The 16,606-nt window shown below is 52.8% G+C and carries 16 protein-coding genes; 5 read left to right on the top strand and 11 right to left on the bottom strand.

Translation table 11 applies throughout. The annotated features are described in order from the left end of the window. Positions 1-3: 3 nt before the first annotated feature. Together ACIOYV_RS11375 and ACIOYV_RS11370 are read right to left on the bottom strand one after the other, a co-directional pair. Positions 4-666 (bottom strand): dimethylsulfonioproprionate lyase family protein, encoded by a 663-nt coding sequence (locus ACIOYV_RS11375; RefSeq protein ID WP_401323723.1) that lies wholly within the window; start codon positions 664-666, stop codon positions 4-6. Between the two features lie 76 nt (positions 667-742). Beyond that, positions 743-2,212: an ABC transporter substrate-binding protein gene (locus tag ACIOYV_RS11370; RefSeq protein ID WP_401323721.1), complete on the bottom strand. Its 1,470-nt coding sequence runs from the start codon at positions 2,210-2,212 to the stop codon at positions 743-745. Positions 2,213-2,378: 166 nt separating this feature from the next. On the opposite strand from ACIOYV_RS11370, the gene ACIOYV_RS11365 reads away from it, so the two are divergent. From ACIOYV_RS11365 to ACIOYV_RS11355, 3 genes are all read left to right on the top strand, one after another. Beyond that, positions 2,379-3,254: a LysR substrate-binding domain-containing protein gene (locus ACIOYV_RS11365; protein ID WP_401323720.1), complete on the top strand. Its 876-nt coding sequence runs from the start codon at positions 2,379-2,381 to the stop codon at positions 3,252-3,254. A 653-nt stretch (positions 3,255-3,907) separates the two neighbouring features. Next, the gene (locus ACIOYV_RS11360) at positions 3,908-4,060 is read left to right on the top strand and encodes a methyl-accepting chemotaxis protein (protein ID WP_401323718.1); all 153 of its coding nucleotides are present in this window, start codon (positions 3,908-3,910) and stop codon (positions 4,058-4,060) included. A gap of 391 nt (positions 4,061-4,451) precedes the next feature. Beyond that, positions 4,452-6,035 carry a methyl-accepting chemotaxis protein gene (locus tag ACIOYV_RS11355; RefSeq protein ID WP_401323716.1) on the top strand — a complete coding sequence of 528 codons (1,584 nt, stop codon included), beginning with the start codon at positions 4,452-4,454 and terminating at the stop codon, positions 6,033-6,035. 152 nt (positions 6,036-6,187) lie between these two features. Here ACIOYV_RS11355 and ACIOYV_RS11350 read toward each other — a convergent pair whose 3' ends face one another. From ACIOYV_RS11350 to ACIOYV_RS11330, 5 genes are all read right to left on the bottom strand, one after another. Beyond that, entirely contained in the window at positions 6,188-6,517 is a 330-nt protein-coding gene (locus ACIOYV_RS11350) for an antibiotic biosynthesis monooxygenase family protein (protein ID WP_401323714.1), read from the bottom strand. Positions 6,518-6,605: 88 nt separating this feature from the next. After that, positions 6,606-7,571 carry a fumarylacetoacetate hydrolase family protein gene (locus tag ACIOYV_RS11345; protein ID WP_401323713.1) on the bottom strand — a complete coding sequence of 322 codons (966 nt, stop codon included), beginning with the start codon at positions 7,569-7,571 and terminating at the stop codon, positions 6,606-6,608. 24 nt (positions 7,572-7,595) lie between these two features. Next, positions 7,596-8,588, bottom strand: a complete 993-nt coding sequence (locus tag ACIOYV_RS11340; RefSeq protein ID WP_401323711.1) for a transporter — start codon at positions 8,586-8,588, stop codon at positions 7,596-7,598. Positions 8,589-8,700: 112 nt separating this feature from the next. Then, positions 8,701-9,183: a VOC family protein gene (locus ACIOYV_RS11335; RefSeq protein WP_401323710.1), complete on the bottom strand. Its 483-nt coding sequence runs from the start codon at positions 9,181-9,183 to the stop codon at positions 8,701-8,703. A gap of 7 nt (positions 9,184-9,190) precedes the next feature. After that, complete coding sequence (locus tag ACIOYV_RS11330; RefSeq protein WP_401323708.1) at positions 9,191-10,237, bottom strand: CDP-6-deoxy-delta-3,4-glucoseen reductase; 1,047 nt, start codon at positions 10,235-10,237, stop codon at positions 9,191-9,193. 199 nt (positions 10,238-10,436) lie between these two features. Between ACIOYV_RS11330 and ACIOYV_RS11325 the strand changes: the two genes are divergently transcribed. Then, the gene (locus ACIOYV_RS11325; RefSeq protein WP_401323706.1) at positions 10,437-11,324 is read left to right on the top strand and encodes a LysR family transcriptional regulator; all 888 of its coding nucleotides are present in this window, start codon (positions 10,437-10,439) and stop codon (positions 11,322-11,324) included. 8 nt (positions 11,325-11,332) lie between these two features. Here the strand turns inward: ACIOYV_RS11325 and ACIOYV_RS11320 are convergent, their stop codons facing one another. From ACIOYV_RS11320 to ACIOYV_RS11305, 4 genes are read right to left on the bottom strand one after another with little or no spacing between them, the layout of a single operon-like run. After that, positions 11,333-12,523, bottom strand: a complete 1,191-nt coding sequence (locus ACIOYV_RS11320) for an acetyl-CoA C-acyltransferase (protein WP_401323704.1) — start codon at positions 12,521-12,523, stop codon at positions 11,333-11,335. 55 nt (positions 12,524-12,578) lie between these two features. Then, on the bottom strand, positions 12,579-13,349 hold the full coding sequence (locus ACIOYV_RS11315; RefSeq protein ID WP_149086585.1) for a crotonase/enoyl-CoA hydratase family protein: 771 nt from the start codon (positions 13,347-13,349) through the stop codon (positions 12,579-12,581). Further along, positions 13,342-15,000: a (2,3-dihydroxybenzoyl)adenylate synthase gene (locus ACIOYV_RS11310; RefSeq protein WP_401323702.1), complete on the bottom strand. Its 1,659-nt coding sequence runs from the start codon at positions 14,998-15,000 to the stop codon at positions 13,342-13,344. Before ACIOYV_RS11310 ends, ACIOYV_RS11315 begins: the two co-directional genes overlap by 8 nt. A 52-nt stretch (positions 15,001-15,052) precedes the next feature. Continuing rightward, complete coding sequence (locus ACIOYV_RS11305; RefSeq protein ID WP_401323700.1) at positions 15,053-15,829, bottom strand: SDR family NAD(P)-dependent oxidoreductase; 777 nt, start codon at positions 15,827-15,829, stop codon at positions 15,053-15,055. 132 nt (positions 15,830-15,961) lie between these two features. On the opposite strand from ACIOYV_RS11305, the gene ACIOYV_RS11300 reads away from it, so the two are divergent. Next, positions 15,962-16,606: a TetR/AcrR family transcriptional regulator gene (locus ACIOYV_RS11300; protein ID WP_401323698.1), complete on the top strand. Its 645-nt coding sequence runs from the start codon at positions 15,962-15,964 to the stop codon at positions 16,604-16,606.

Genomic DNA, 16,606 nt, shown 5'->3' with positions numbered 1-16,606 from the left:
GGGTTAGCCTCCCTGAGTGGTCAAGGTTGAACCCGAGCCCATCCTGTCGGGCAGGAAGGCTGCGTCGGTCTCGAGATCGCCTTGCCATACGTACAAGAGCACCAGAGGTCTGTTGCCCGCGAGTGTGGCATGCGGGATCCATGAAGGATGATGGATGATTTCACCGGCGTTGCGTAATGACCATGCGTCGTCGCCCGTGCGCCAGAACGACGGGCCGGTGACGGCGTAGTAGATCTCGTCAGCCGGATGGCTGTGCAAGGGGTAGTGGGTATCGGGGCCAAGGAACATCAGGCCGAAGGAAATATCGGCGTCCGTCATCAGCGCCGGGGGGCCGCTGTCCGGCCCGCAGATCACGCCATAACCGTAGTTGTTGCCGAAGTCCGCGCTGGGCGGGGCGGCGAGGTAGGTTTCGCTGCGCGTCAGGTGAATCGCAGGCATGAGATCGGCGAGTGCTTTCGCAAGGGCGTAGTCAGCGGCATAAGCCTTTAGCTCGGCTTCACAACGCGTCTGCACCGGCACGCGTGCGGCAGGGATGTCCTGCACGGTCTTCAGGTTCGCTTGCAAGGTACGCAGGCGTTTTGCGTGTGAGCGTGCGACCGGCTGATCATCGCGATCAAGTGCATCGGTAAAGCATTCGAGAAATCTGGACAGATGGGTGAGGGACATTCGCGCAGCCTCCTTCGCGGAGCCTCCAGGCTCCGTGGATAAGATTCAATTCAAGTTAGGCGGGTGGGCAGAGCGATTACTGTGCGCAGCTCAGTTGCGCATAGTTGATGCGGTTCACGTCGACGTTCGGCGAGTAACCGGTACAGCCTTTGCGCAGGCCGGCCACGACCGATGAAAAGACCGGGAGGATCATGCCGCCTTCTTGCGCGACCATGCGTTGGGCCTCGCGATAGAGCGTGTTACGCGCTTGCTCGTCGGCGGTTTGCCCGGCCTTGACCACCAGCGCATCGAAGTCCGCGCGCTTCCAGTGCGTCTCGTTCCATTCCGATTGGCTGTTGAGCGACAGCGTCAACGCTTCTGCTGGCGGACGAGCACTGGTGTACGAAATGACCGCCGGTTTCTTCAGCCAGATCGTGTCCCAGTACCCTTCGGCGGGCGAGGTGATCACGTTGACTTTTATCCCGGCGGACGCGGCCATCTGGGCGTAGACCTGCGCCAGTAACAGCATGCCGGGGTAGGAGTCGGACGTGTAAAGATCGAAGGCGATGCCATCAGGGTGACCGGCCTCGGCAAGCAAGGTTTTTGCCCGTTTGATGTCAGCTTCTTTTGGCGGCGTTTGCAGGCTCAGCGGTGAGCTGGGTGGGATCGGTGTATCGCCACCGACTTCGCCATAGCTCAACAGCACGGTATTGAGGATGGTCTGGCGATCCATGACCAGCTTCAACGCCTCGCGCACCCGGACATCGTCGAAGGGCGCGGTGTCGGTCCACACCGCGAGGTACAGCGAGGTCGCGCCTGGCGTCGACACGAGATCCACCGCCGGGTTGCCTTTGAGCGTGATCAGGCTGGCCGGGTCGACGACCAGCGACAAATCGATGGAGCCCGACAATAGCGCCGACAGCCGCGAAGTCGCTTCAAGACTGGTGGTGATCTCCAGGCAGTCGGCTTTTGGCAAACCGGCGCTCCAGTAATCAGGGTTGCGCCGCAGCACCCGCATCGGACCGTTGGTGGCGAACGTTTGTTGGATGAACGGCCCGGTGCCGTTGCCCTTGATGCGCAGATCTGCGCTCTTCGCGCCTTCTGGAACCATCAAGGCGTACTTGGTCGCGATCAGCATCGGCAGTTCCACGACCGGTGATTTGACCTTGAAACGTACGGTGTACTTGTCGACAGCGGTGATCCCTGCGGGGTCTAGGAACGAGAGGGTAGAAAAGCCACCCGGCGAGATTGCCGGGTCCAGCAGGCGACGGTAGGAATAGACCACATCAGCGGCATCGAAATCGGAGCCGTCGTGAAATTTCACCCCTTCGCGCAGGTGAAACGTCCATTCGGTGGCGTCCGGGTTGGACTCCCACGATTGCGCCAGGACCGGGATAGGCATCATCGTATTGCTGCGGTCGACCAAGGGTTCATAGACCGCCCGGATGTGATAGACGCTATCGGTGCCGATCAAGGCTGCCGGGTCCATCGTCTGTTTCTCGCCGTCCGATTCGTAGCCCAGTACGCGAACGCATTTTTCTGCGGCGTAGACCGTGGGGGCGGACAAAACACAGGTTCCGAAAGCAAGCGCAAAAGCCGAGGATACAAGCGAACAACGTTTCATTTCTGTGCCCCTGATTTATTTTTATGGGCCGAGTATGTGATTGCGTTGTACCCCGGGCAAACGAGTATATTTAACCCCCACGTGAATATTTTTAACGTCGTGAGCCCGCATGATTTCGAGATCGCTTCCCCCTCTGTCGACGCTGAAAGTCTTCGAATCCGCTGCGCGATTGCGCAGCTTCAAATGCGCTGCCGAAGAGTTGAACCTGACGCAGTCGGCTATCAGCCACCAGATTGCCTCACTGGAGCGCTACCTGGGCACAGCGCTTTTTTGCCGGTTACCCAATCGGGTGGAACTCAACGAAAAGGGCGAACTTTACTTTCCGGTGATCCAGGATGCGCTGGATCGCATTGCGCTCACGACCGACCTCATTCGAGAAAAACAAACTCAGACCTCGTTGACTGTGCAGGTGTATGTCACCGTCGCCGTCCGATGGCTGATTCCAAGACTGCAGAAATTCAAGGAAACGTCGCCTGACATTGCTGTCAGCCTTGATGCGAGCCTGTTGGACTGGGAGTTCAATCCCGCGCGTGCCGACGTAGGGATCATCTACACGCGCACCCCGGACCGACCGAACTTGACCTATTCGCTGTTGCGGCAGGAGCGACTGGTGGCGGTCTGCTCGAAGGCGATGGCCAAGGCAATTGTCACGCCTGACGATCTGCGCCACGTCCCGTTCCTGGCCATATCGGGCGCCACCGAAGATTCGTTGATCTGGGCTCAGAGCATCGGTCTTCCCAACCTCGTACAAAAGAATGCACCGCGATTCGACAGTAGTTTGTTGGCAATTGAAGCGGCGATCAGTGGGCAGGGTGTGGTGGTGGTTCCGGAGTTTCTGGTGGAGGGCGATCTGCGTATGGGCACTTTGGTCATACCCATGCCAACGGAAGTCATGCAGCCGGGAGGCTGGTACCTGGCTCATGTTCAGCGGCGTGGCAATGAAGAGCCGATCAAGAATTTTCTCCAATGGGTGCAGTCACTGTGACCTGGAACTTCTTTAAAAAAATCAGAATCGAAATGGGAAAATTAGTGAGTTTGATTTGAGTATTTCTGAAATTTGGTATAGCTCACAAATGTTTTGAATTCATATGACTGAACTATTTAGTTAATATTTTTGTAGGGCGATGAAGCTTTTCTTCCCTTCTTCCTAAACGCCTACAAACATGATTCCAGCTGTTCGACAGATTTATGCACGCGGCTTCAGCGGAGCATGGTGCTAACGATGCTCCTGTAAATGGCCGTACCACTGAACAGAATCAGATTTCGCTACGATCAGTTTGACCGTTTGGTCAGTTAATAAATTCTATAGAGTGAGAAAAACCATTTCCGGTCTTTTTACCATAAAATTTTCCGTGACTAGCCAGTCATTTTTGTTGCACTAATACGGTGCATTTCTGTAAGGTTGCAGATAAGTTATAACTATAAACAAACTGTCAGCGTGATCGATTGCTCGGCGAAATGAGCCCCTTGCTGATTGACGTGCATCCTATTTGAGAATGTCCATGCCGAATCGCTCTTTACACTCCAAATTGTCATGGACGGTGTTAACTGGAGGCGTCGTCATGGCATTGTTACTAGGTTGGAGGTTGTTGTGGCCGATCTGGAAAAACGCTGCAGCAGATCGCCGGAATCATCGAGATGATGCGCAGTGTTTCTGATCTGGTAAACGTCCTGGCCCTAAACGCGGCGATCCAAGTCGCTCGGGCGTGCCAGCATGGTCGCGGGTTCGCGGACGTGACGGACGAAGCCGGTAACTGGCGGAGTGTACCAGTCGCTCGACCGGTGAGATGATCGGCGGCACCGTGCGACGGGCGCAACACCGTCGCGAACGTCTAGCAGGTCGGCGAAGCGGGGCGCCATATTGTAGTGTTACTCACCCTCTCGGCCTAGGACGTCGATCAGATTCGCCATCATGCCGAGCACAACTTGACGGGTGACGCCAAAGCCAGTCCGCGATGGGGGAACAATTGTCCATGGTCATCCACGACGTCACCCTCATCTCCAATCCGTAGTCTGCTCGACTAGACGATGCAATGACGCTAACAGGCCGGTTCCTAAACGAAAAGCTGACGTAGTTTAGGGATTCAGAGGAGTCTATAAGTCAGCATTAGGCAGAGCAGGTAAGCATGAATTCAATGTTTGGAAAAAATTCTCTCATAATAACAAGTGGTAGGAGCGATCAATGATCATAGGAATGGCTAAGATACTGGGGGACATCAGCGTTAAAGCAAAGCTGGTGCTGGGGTTCACATTAGTCCTTATATTGACGGCCCTAATCGCATTGACGGGCTGGTTCAGTGTCGCGGGGTTGAGTAAGCGAGGAGAGACGCTGAGTGATATTAGTAAGCTAAACGAAATGGCCCGTGACATGCGCATAGGGCGGCTCACTTACACATTGAATCCGAACACGGAAACCGCGGCTACTGTAGTCAACCTCTTTGACGTCATTGATCAACACATTGGTACACTTGGGTCTCACATGAAGACCTCCGATGATCTGCTACAGGTCGAACAGGCTCGCCGAGCGCTGAAAAGTTATAGGGAGCATTTCCAGGATTTTACCCAGGCTACTCAGGCACACGACGAAACCAAGTCCAAACTGGCACAGGAAGCTCTAAATGGAGACATTAAAAGGTTATTAAGTGCTGGGAAGGAGTTGTCGGACAGCCAAATTGCTGAGCGTGACTATGAAATCCACCAAACAAACTTGATATTGGCTGGCGCTACCGGATTTGCCCTCATTCTTGGGATCATGGCGGCTTGGCTAATAACCCGGCTAGTAATCGGTCCATTAATGGACACATTGAAGATCGCGGAGCGAGTGGCGGCCGGCGACCTTACCCAAGACCTAAACGTGATACGAAAGGACGAACTTGGGCAGTTGCAAAAAAGCATGCAAAACATGACGCTCAAACTGCGTGAGCTGATTGGTGGCATCCGAGACGGTGTAATACAGCTTGCCAGCGCCGCAGAAGAATTATCTGCCGTGACCGAGCAAACCAGTGCCGGTGTTACAGGCCAGAAGGTGGAAACGGACCAACTCGCTACAGCTATGAACGAAATGGTAGCGACTGTCCAGGACGTTGCGAGAAATGCTGAACATGCCTCAAACGCTGCGGTAAGCGCCAGTCAGGATGCCCGGGACAGCGATATCGTCGTCGCTCAGGCAATTGCACAAATAGGACGCCTGGCCGATGAAGTTGCGGGTTCAACCCGCGCAATGAGTGACCTTAAGTTGGAAAGCGACAAAATCGGAGGCGTTCTTGACGTAATCAAGTCCGTTGCCCAGCAAACGAATTTGCTGGCCCTAAACGCCGCCATTGAAGCTGCACGTGCTGGGGAAGCAGGTAGAGGGTTTGCGGTGGTTGCAGATGAAGTGCGCAGCTTGGCACAACGTACGCAGACCTCTACAGAAGAGATCGAAGGGCTGATTAACGGCTTGCAGAATGGAACACAGCAGGTCTCCTCAGCGCTCGAAAACAGCCGGTCATTGACTGATAGCAGTGTCGCGCTTACAAAGCGCGTTGGTACGTCACTGACGAACATTAGTCGTTCAGTTTCAACCATTGAGGCGATGAATCTTCAAATCGCCACTGCTGCGGAACAACAGAGCGCCGTCGCGGATGAGATCAATCGCAGCGTTCTCAACGTTCGGGAAATATCTGAGCAGACGTCTGCCGCAAGCGAAGAAACTGCAGCGTCTACTGTAGAGCTAGCCCGACTGGGAGTTCACTTGCAAACACTGGTAAGTCAATTTAAGCTTTAAGTTGTAGTAACATTGTTTAAAAAAAACGAAAATTTACAAAACGCGGCGTTAATGACAACGCCGCGCAACGCCATTCAGCCTTGAATATCAAGAGGTTGATTAATGCACATAACCATCATCAGTCTTCGCAATATATCGTGACATGACTGTATTCACCAAGTCCATATATAGGGTTCCTCAAGCAAGGTGCTTTGAACGTTCATGACGGACTCAAAAATTGCCGGGTGGCCTTTCACACCCGCTAGGGTGTATTCGCTTGGTTGGTACTCGTCATGGATTGAACGCCATGCTTCAGCGCTCTCCCACTTTGCAATATTGACGAATTGAAACGTCTGATTACCTATACCAGTGTTACGATGCAAGTGCGTTTCAATAAAGCCCTTTTTCCTCCGAAATACATCAGTCGTTTGTTTCCAATGTAATAAGAATTCTTCCTCTTTTTCAGCAGGTACGTTGAATACATTGATGAGAGTCACTGGCATGATCTTTCTCCTATGAGGTCGCTTTTACGCGAAATATCCGCGTGACGCTGCAACAGGTAAAGTTGGGTAGTTTCGCGTGGACTGCGGATTAGTGATCCCCGCGTGTAATGTAATTACGCAAAGTACCGATTCCGTCAATTTCCACCTCCACCACGTCGCCGTCAGTCATGAATTGCTGAGGCTGGCGGCCGACACCGACTCCCGCTGGCGTACCGGTCAGTAGTACATCGCCGGGTTCAAAGTGATACCAACGAGAAAACCATGCGATGGTCTCAGCGAGGTCAAAGATCAGGTCAGACACCGGCGCATCTTGGAGCACAGAGCCATTAATCCTGGTTACGATGCGTAGGTCGCCCAAGACAGGGATTTCATCAGCGGTAATCAACACGGGGCCTAGCGGAGTAAAGCCATTGAATTGCTTACCCATAATGTTTACTTCCCAAGTCCGCCTTGCTTCCCAAGGTGTCTGCGCATTCCAGACATCTCTGACCCAATCGCGAGCAGACAGGTCGTTCGCTACGCAGTAGCCAGCGATATACCCCATTGCTTCATCGGCACTCACATCGTGACAGGGGCGACCAAACACCACTGCAAGCTCTCCCTCGTAATCGACATGTGCATTAGCGTCTCGAGGCAGCGTCACAGCTCTGTCAGGGCCAGTGACGGAATGCGGACTTTTCATGAAACCCGTCGGATGCGGTGGTGAAGGGGTGCCGGACATTTCTTCCAAGTGTGATCTATAGGCTAGGCCTGCTGCCACGATCAGCCGTGGATCCGGCACTGGCGCAAGTAATCGTGTTTCGCGCCCGGTTAATGTTCCATTACGCCTAAGGGTATCAAGCTGTTGCGGGGAGGCAATGCTTACCCTGCTGATGATCCCGCGCACTACATCCAAGCCTACTGATCCCGCGGCTAGAATTGAGCGGACTGTGGGAGGCAACCAGCTTTCGAGTCCTTGAGTGTGTGCTGCACGTCCCAAATGCAAAATTTCGCCTGAGGGCAATTTTGCTCCTGCGGAGCCGCCTTTTACGTCGTCGATGGTCACAAGTTTCATATGGTTTTCCTTATCGTGTGCGCTTCAGAACGGAAGCTTCATTTGTACCCACAGGCGTGAGCCTTCGCCGCGATTTTTGGCATCGAACTCCTGCTGGTACTTGGTAATAACTGCAAAGCTCTTACTGAATCGATATTGGAAATAGGGACCCAATGCATTAACCGATCCCCGGTTTCCGTTGCCGTTGACGGATTCTCCATCCAACTGATCGTCTGTCGTTTGCCGGTACACGTAGCCTTGGATACCCAGCGTAAACGCAGGACTCACGCGATAGCCGGCACTAAATTCTGTGGTGAATTCGTTGCCGGATTGATAGTCGGTGTCTTGATTTCGAGAGTTGAATGCGTAGCGGAATTTGGCGCTGGCTTCCCAGTGTTCGTTGGGGAACCAAGTAACCGCATAAAACGGCGCTGCTTGGAAAAAGTTGTGGCCAATGTTAACCGGTTCGTCTTTGTCATACGTACCAGAGGGAATGTAGCCCTCAATACCCGCAGTCTGGTGCACTGTTTTTCCGTGCCATCCAAATAGAACTGGAGCAATGTTGAGGTCTGTGAATCCGGTTTGCGTTCCTCCCTTGTCAATTGGACCCCCGAATGCTTGCGGCCTCGCTATATCCAGTTCCAACTCAACAGTCGGTACTGATAATGCGAAGCGGCTTTCGATATTGGCGCCTAGCCATTTGACACCAGGCCAAACATAACTCAAACGTAAGGCCACGGTATCCGACTGAAAGTTATAGTGCGCAAGGGATGAATTATTTTTGCCACTATTGTCTTTACTGTCAGCCGCTGAGTAATGCGAATAGTAGGCTAACCACGTTGCACCCTCGGGAAACATGATCCCAGAGAAGTTTGTCTCTATCCCAACTGGATAAGAGCTGCTGTTGCTTTCCACTGCGGCAGCGAAGGGTTGGATTGCAAGGCAGCCGATGGCGGTTGTGCACTTCAGAGTGACAGAGAGGAGTCTGCGAATTTTAAAAAATATAGGTGTGCGTGCCTGCGCTAACAGTCTAGTCATGGTGGGTGCTCTCTATTTTTATTTTTAGCGAGATGATATGGTTAGCTGTAAATTTTTTGACCAGTTAAGTTATTTTCGGATTTATACGCTCCTTCTGGAGTTGTAAGATTAATTAGTAACGGTCGCCAAAATCAAAGTAGTCGTCATGGCAGAACCCGTTAGCGTAATACTGAATTTCCCACCAGTTGTAATCAAGATCCTCTAGATAAAAGGAATACACGCCGTGCATATCCTGGACGTCCAATACCTGACGGATCCCAAAACTCTCCTTCAGCTCTAATGCCCTGGTGTGAGCCTGCTCAACCTCTAGTTTTGATCCAACATCCAAGCCCCAATGGTTTAGCACGTTGCACGGGTGTACTTGATCGCCCACTTCAACACAGACAATATGAAATCGCATGCCCAAACGAACGGACATTGCGGATATGGCGTGGCGAACGGTTTCGAGTCCCAAGAAATCTTGATAAAAACGCCGTGATGCTTGAAGGTCGAAACATTCCAAAGTGCCGTGGCCCAAGCAATAAGGTTTAAGGACAGAATTACGCTCCGGCAATTCGACGCGGCAATCTTCGGGAAGCGGGGTAACGATAGTCATTGAGGTATCACTCATTGTGGGAGGCGGTAGCGGTGTCAGCGAGGGAAACAAATGAGTCAGCATGGAATTCGTCGTCGGGAAGACCCGCAAGCTTATAATCTCGGCGTGCGGATTCGATCACCACGGGGGCACCGCATGCGTAGACTTGGTAGTCAGCCAAGTTGGGGTAGTCTTCAAGCAATGCTCGATGCACGAACCCAACGCGCCCCTCCCAAGCACATGCGTCACTGGGTAGACTTAAAACCGGCGTATAACGAATATGAAGGTTTTGGCTAGCCCAGCTTTCGGCCAGTTCATGCAGGTAAAGATCCCGGCGCAACCTGCCACCCCAGTAGATGTGGATTGGCCTGGTGGAGCCCTGCATCAACGAGTATTCAACGATGGCTTTGATGGGACCGAATCCGGTCCCTGATGCCAAAAGGATCATTGGCTTTTCACTGTTCTCGCGAAGATAGAAGTTCCCGATAGGGCCTTCAATCCTTACGAGGCTACGTGGCTTCATCTCACCAAATACATGGTCTGTGAAAATTCCTTCTGGCATATGGCGGATATGCAACTCAAACTGCCGAACGCCTTCGATCAGGGGGGAAGTGGCTATCGAGTAGAAACGTGAGAGCCCTCCGGTTAGAGAGAGCGAAAGGTATTGACCGGCATGGAAGTACAACGGCTCGTTTGCCGGAAGGCCAACCAAAATACGCATCACATCAGGCGCCAGCTTTTGCATGTCGAGGATGCGGCCCGGTAAGGCGCGGGCGGGGTGGGTCAGTGAAGCATCAATCTCCTTCACCTCGATCTCACAATCTGAGTGAGCTTTGGCTTGGCACAGGTGCACAAACCCGGCGGCGCGGTCTTCGTCGTTGAGGTAGTTCGGATGAACTTGGCCTGTATCGACTTCGCCGGAAAGCACTCGGCCCCGGCATGTTCGGCATACTCCGGAAAGGCAGCTAAATGGGATTGAAATGCCCTGGTTCAATGCCTGGCGCAGGATGCTTTGCCCGCTTTGGCATTCAATTTGGCTACCGCTTGGAAGCAGCGTGACGGTGTACTTGGCCATTTTTAGTTCTCGACTCTGGCAGCGCTTTTAGGCACTTATTCTTGTTTTTTGCAGGCGTCTAATTAATGCCTCCGACCTTCAGTGGAGGCTGAGGGGGTGATTGAATTCTTAACGAGTGACAGCGATTCAAAAAGATGGCAAAAAGATAAACGTGATGCTTATTTTGCTATCAGCAAAAAAATAACAAAGGGGCGCGACTTTGAAGCTCAATAACCTGCGTGATCTTATGGCCATCGTTGAGCGCGGCAGCTTGCGTGCTGCTGCCCGACACTTAAATCTGCCTCAACCTGCATTGACCCGAAGCCTTCAGGCGCTCGAAAAGGACCTGGGTGCCCCTTTATTCGATCGTGAATCGAAGGGCATGGTGCTGACACCTATAGGTAGGCTCTTCCATCAGCGAGCCAGTGCCGTAGTGAACGAGTTACAGCGGGCGCGGGAGGAAATTGATCAGCTGCGTGGACAGATGCACGGAACCCTTTCCATGGGGCTGTCATTCACTCCCCACACAAGTATGTTGCCTCGAGTACTGTCCAAGTTTCGCGAGCGCTTTCCCGACGTTTTTATCAAAATCATTGAGGGACCTTTCCCGACATTGGAGGGTGCACTGAAGGACCGCAGCATTGACTTCTACGCGGGTGCATCGCCAAGGGTTCAACCTGGGCAAGGCTTCATCTGCGAGCGGTTGTTCCAGAACACTCGCACGGTAGTGGGTCGTCGTGGACACCCTTGCACTGAGGCTCGCTCGCTAAGGCAGCTAATCGGTCAGGAATGGGCGGTGACGTCGTTAAATTACAATGCCGAAGAAGATTTGCAGCAGCTTTTTCTTAGCCACGGACTGCCACCACCGCGCGCGATGGTGCAAAGTCACTCGGTATTTTCGGTGATGATAGCGGTAGCCAGTACCGATCTACTGGCTCTCGTTCCGGCGCAATGGAACTCATTTCTGATTGATCCTAAAGCACTGGTAGCTATAAACGTTGAGGAAACATTGGCTGCACCGGACATCGTGCTGATAAGCCGATCTGACCTGCCAATGACTCCAGCCGCGGAGTACTTTTGCGACCTACTGCGTCGTTGTGTGCCTTAGCACGAGGACTAGCCAAATACTTCGAACAAGGCGGCGGCCCCTTGGCCACCGCCGACGCACATCGTCACCACAACGAAGCGCACACCGCGCCGCCGCCCTTCCAACAAGGCGTGCCCGACCATTCGTGCACCAGACATGCCGTACGGATGACCGATGGCAATCGCGCCCCCGTTGACATTTAACCGGTCAATGGAGATGCCTAGTTTTCGCTGGCAATAAAGTACTTGGCTCGCGAAAGCTTCATTAAGCTCCCATAAACCTATGTCCTCTATGCGTAGGCCCGCTCGAGCTAGCAAACGAGGCACAGCTACTACTGGCCCGATTCCCATTTCGTATGGCGCGCAGCCAGCTGCCGCAAAACCGCGAAATGCTCCAAGTGGATTTATTTCCCTGTTACGCGCTTCACTTGCAGTCATAAGCACACAAGCGGATGCACCGTCTGACAACTGTGATGCGTTACCTGCAGTCACTGTGGCTTGGGGCTGCCTAAGGACAGGTATTAAATTCGCCAGCTGCTTTGCATCGGTTTTCGGTCGATTACATTCGTCATGATTTATTTCGAAGGGTTGCACTTCGGTTGTGTAGTGAACTTTGTCCAGGACCTCTCGCATACCGCGAACCGTGACAATTTCGTCTGCAAACAAACTGTTGAACTGGGCTGTTGCAGTCCGTTGCTGGCTTAGCAGCGCATAATCGTCCTGATCTTGCCGGCTAATGTCGTAACGAAATGCAACGTTTTCCGCGGTCTCGAGCATGGCGATATAGGCGTCAGGCTTGTTGGCCATCAACCACGGATCGTGTTCATGGAAAAGGTTGGTGTGTTCATTTTGTACAAGGCTGATGGATTCGCACCCCACGGCTAGCATGATAGGTGCCCCATCTACGATGATTCGTTGGGCCGCGCTTGCGATGGCTTGCAGGCCGGAGCTGCAATGGCGGCTTACAGTTTGCGCCGCAACGCTGTCGGGAAGGCCGCATCGCAATGCCGCCATCCTAGCGAGGTTCTTACCTTGCGATCCTTCTGGGCGGCCGCAACCCAGTACTACTTCTTCGATGTCATCGCCGGTAATTCCCGCTCGCACAATCGCAGCTCCCATTGCGTGAGCAGCAAGTGTCGGGGCAGGGGTGATGTTGAAGGTACCGCGATAAGCCTTACCGATCGGTGTGCGAGCAGTTGAGACGATAACGACTTCATTCATGGCTGTTTCTTCTGAGCAGTAGTAATCGGATGGGGAGATCTGCCAAAAAGGGCCGTCATAGATTTTGTAGTAACGCTTGGTGCGCGGCCGTATGGTGCGACAGCGCCTGGAACGTAGCCGATAGCTCCAGCAAGGGTTCGAGCCTAGTGTGCTGACCTTCGCGTAACAGCTTCTTAGTCATGCGCAGAGCATGCGCTGGGTTTGCCGCTATTCGATCAGCAAGACCATTTGCCGCGGCCAATAAATCTTCCGGATCTACTACCGCCGACACTAGCCCGTAATCCAGCGCCTTTGCGGCATCAATTACTTCGCCGGTAAATGACAACTCGTATGCTCTGGAGAGATTGTTTAGGGCCCGCGGCAACAACCAGGCTCCCCCGTCGCCAGGTACAATTCCTAATCGCACGAAACTTTCGGCGAAGCGTGCGGTGTTGGAGGCAATACGGATGTCGCACATCAAAGCCAAGTCACAACCAGCACCTATAGCTGCGCCGTTCACAGCAGCGATGGTAGGAACCTCAAGGTTGTAAACGGCAAGCGGTATTTGCTGGATGCCGTGGCGATAGCTGTCGCGCAATTCGTATGGGTCGCCGGCGAACAGTCCCTGTCGATGCTTCATATCTTTGACGTTTCCGCCAGCGCAAAATGACTTGCCAGCGCCGGTGAGGATGACCACATGGACGGATGAGTCTCGATTTATGCGAGCGCAAACATCGGTAAACTCGTTGAACTGTACTTGGGTGCTCAATGCGTTATGTTGATCAGGATCTTGCAACGTTAACGTAACGATCCCGCCATGTTGTTGATAGTTGATGAACTCACTCATGGGAAAGGGTTTCCTGTTGCAATTTTGAAGTTACCCACTCAACCAAGTCTTTTTTGGAAACCTTTCCGAAGGTCGACAGAGGGAAGGCATCAGTGATCTCAAGTCGCTCCGGTAGTTTGAAACGGGCAATTTCCTGACTCTGCAGATATGCCACTAGCGTTTCTAAATCCAAGTTATAGCCGGCCTTTAGGATCACATAGGCACACATTTTTTCCCCAAGCACAGGGTCAGGCATGGCGACACACGCGACGTTTTTGACCGCTGGCAGGCCAAGAATCAAATTTTCGATTTCTTCAGCTGATATCTTTTCCCCACCTCGATTGATCAAATCTTTTTTACGGCCTTCGACCACGTAATTACCAGAAGGCAACAAACGCATCATGTCTCCGGAACGGTAAAAACCTTCCGGTGTAAAAGCTCTCGCGTTGTGTTCTGGAGCGTTGAAGTAGCCACGCAATGTGTAGGGGCCGCGACAGCAGAACTCTCCCGGCATGCCAACCGCGACAGGTCGATCTTCTTCGTCCAGCAGTAATACCTCGTCATCTTCGCAAATCGGTCGCCCTACGGTTTCACGCCGCACGTCAATAGGATCGTCAAGGCGCACAAACATCAATAGGCCTTCTGCCATACCGAAGTTTTCCTGAACGGTGCAGTTGTTCAAGATTTTTTCAGTTAGGAACCGGGTTTCAGGCTGCAGGCGTTGTCCGCCAGATTGGATAACCCGCACGCTCGACAGGTCATACGCATCAATGGCGGGGTCATTCATCCACATGATTAACAAGGCCGGGACTACGTGAATATGAGTGACCTTGAAGGCTTGGATAAGATTGAAAACTTCTTCGGCGCGGGTACTGGTGTGCAGAACTACCTTGGCCCCGCTCAGCATGAAACCCTGCAGCCCAGGACACGCCAGTGGCAGATTGTGCGCAATGGGCAAGACATCAAGCAGAACTGAGTGCTCATCAATGCCTGTGTACTTGACCGCCAGCCTTGAGTTGCAGGCGTAGTCGTTGTGCGATCGCGGTATCATTTTAGGAATGCCGGTGGTGCCTCCCGACAGCAGGAACAACGCTGGGCTACATGGATCGATGCCACGCTGAATGGCGTCGATCTCTGCTACGGTCCGCGACGACGTTTTGGCCAACAGTTCGCGCAGGGAAATAAACCCTTCCGGAGCATCGCCGAGCACCAACTTGGTCTTCAGGCTGTTTGTCTCAGCCGCAACGCGGTTGATAATTTCGACAAAGTCGCAGTCCTTGGCTTTGTCTCCTGTAATCGTTGCTGTGGCCCCAGATAACTCGACAAACTGCCGCAGCTCGCGGTAACGATGGGTCTGAAGGGCGAGGATCGGCACTACGCCTATCTTTTGCAATGCTAGGTAAACGTAAACAAACTCGAGCACATTCCCCAACTGCAACACAGCGATTTCGCCTGGTTTTAAGCCCACATCAAGCAAGTTGAGGGCAAGCTGTGTGGCGGTCTCGTCGAGCTGGCGATAGCTGACTTCGGCTTTTGCATCGCACACGGCGATGCGCTCGGCAAATTGCTCACATACCTCCGAGAAAGTTTGAGCTAGTGTCTGATCACGCCAATAACCTTTGTCGCGATAGCGTTGAGTGAAAGCGGGTGGGAAGGGTACAAATCCGTCCATCGGGTGAGCCTCGTTTTTGTCGTTATAGGTATGTGTCTGCGTAGCAAGAGGCTCAGGTTGTCTTGGCAAAACCACCATCGATGACAATGGTTTCCCCTGTCACGAAATGCATATGTTCGATCAGGGTAATTACCACTTCGGCCACGTCTTCCATCGTCACGCAACGCCCTAGTGGAGTGGCGTTGGCGCGACGGGTCATCAGCTTGTCGTAGTTGTCGCGAAGCATCCATTTCATCCAATCACCCTCCATCCAACCAGGAGCGATTGCGTTAACCCGAACCTTAGGGCCCAAGGCGTTTGCCAGAGTTTGGGTCATGCTGATGACTGCGGCTTTAGAAGCTGAGTAGGGAAGTGGTTGAGCACCAGGGCGCATGCCGACAATTGACGCGGTGTTGACCATGCACGGCTTCTCCGCCTCGAATAGCAGCGCCTTTGTATGCTTAGCGATCAAAAATAAGCCGCGGACATTGACTGCGAATACGCGATCCCAATCTTCGACTTCAATCAGGTCGAACTTCCTGGGGGGAGTGTCGATGGACATACCCGCGTTGCTACAGACCACATCAAGGCGGCCGTATTTTTCGCGGATGGCACCCACCATCTGCCGAACGCTATCTTCGTCTGACACGTCACACTGCAATAACAGCGTGTCTGCTCCATGTGCCTGGCAGGCTTCGACCGTAGCGCGTGCAGAATCTTCACTGCGACTGTAGTTGACGATTACGTCATAGCCTGCACGTGCCAATGCAATCGCGATGGTCGCGCCGATGCCAGAGGCTGAGCCAGTGACTAGGGCCACTTTTTTGTAAGGGTTGCAAAGCGTTGTCATAATATTTGTGATCTCTTGTTATAAATGAACGCGTTCATAATCGGACGTGAATTAGTAATTTGTCAAGGCCTCGCTCATTCAGATAAGATGGATTACTGGCAGCTTGATTAGATTAAAAATACGAGCTAAATCATGGACTTAAAAAGAGATATGTCGTTGACGCTGCGTGAGCGGAACAAAAAAGATAAATTTCTAAGAATTCGCGCGGCATCTCGAAAGCTTTTCATCGAGAACGGTTTTGAACCAACCACTACCCGGCAAATTGCTCAGGAAGCGGACGTTGGATTGTCAACGTTGTTTCTCTACGCTACTGATAAGCGCGATTTGCTATTTTTAGTGTTCAATGACGATCTCGATGCATTGACCACTCGTGCATTTGCGGGCCTAGACCCGAGTCGTGGGTTGCTCGACAGTTTAGAAGTGGCGCTGCGGCATTTTTTTCAGTTTTATGGGCACGACAAAGTGCTTTCCCGCGACTTGACCAGGGAAATAACGTTTTATACAACGGGCATGCAGAGCGAGCGCTTTCAAGCGACACGGAGGCGAACGATCGACTGCATTGGGGAAGTAGTCCGCGCAGCTCGAGTCAAAGGAGAAGTGGCGACAGATGCCTCTGATTTGTTTGTCGCCACGACCATTTTTTATCTGCTGGCTGCAGAAATCCGAATGTGGTTGGCCGATGAGTCGGACAACCCTGAGGATGGCCTCACCGAATTTATGCAACGCTTAAAGTTGTTGGTATTTGGTTTAGGTGGACGGGACACCCGCACTTTATAG

This window comes from Pseudomonas sp. NPDC087342 (genome assembly GCF_044744265.1).
Taxonomy (GTDB): domain Bacteria; phylum Pseudomonadota; class Gammaproteobacteria; order Pseudomonadales; family Pseudomonadaceae; genus Aquipseudomonas; species Aquipseudomonas nunensis.
This window is presented reverse-complemented; position numbering and strand designations above follow the sequence as displayed.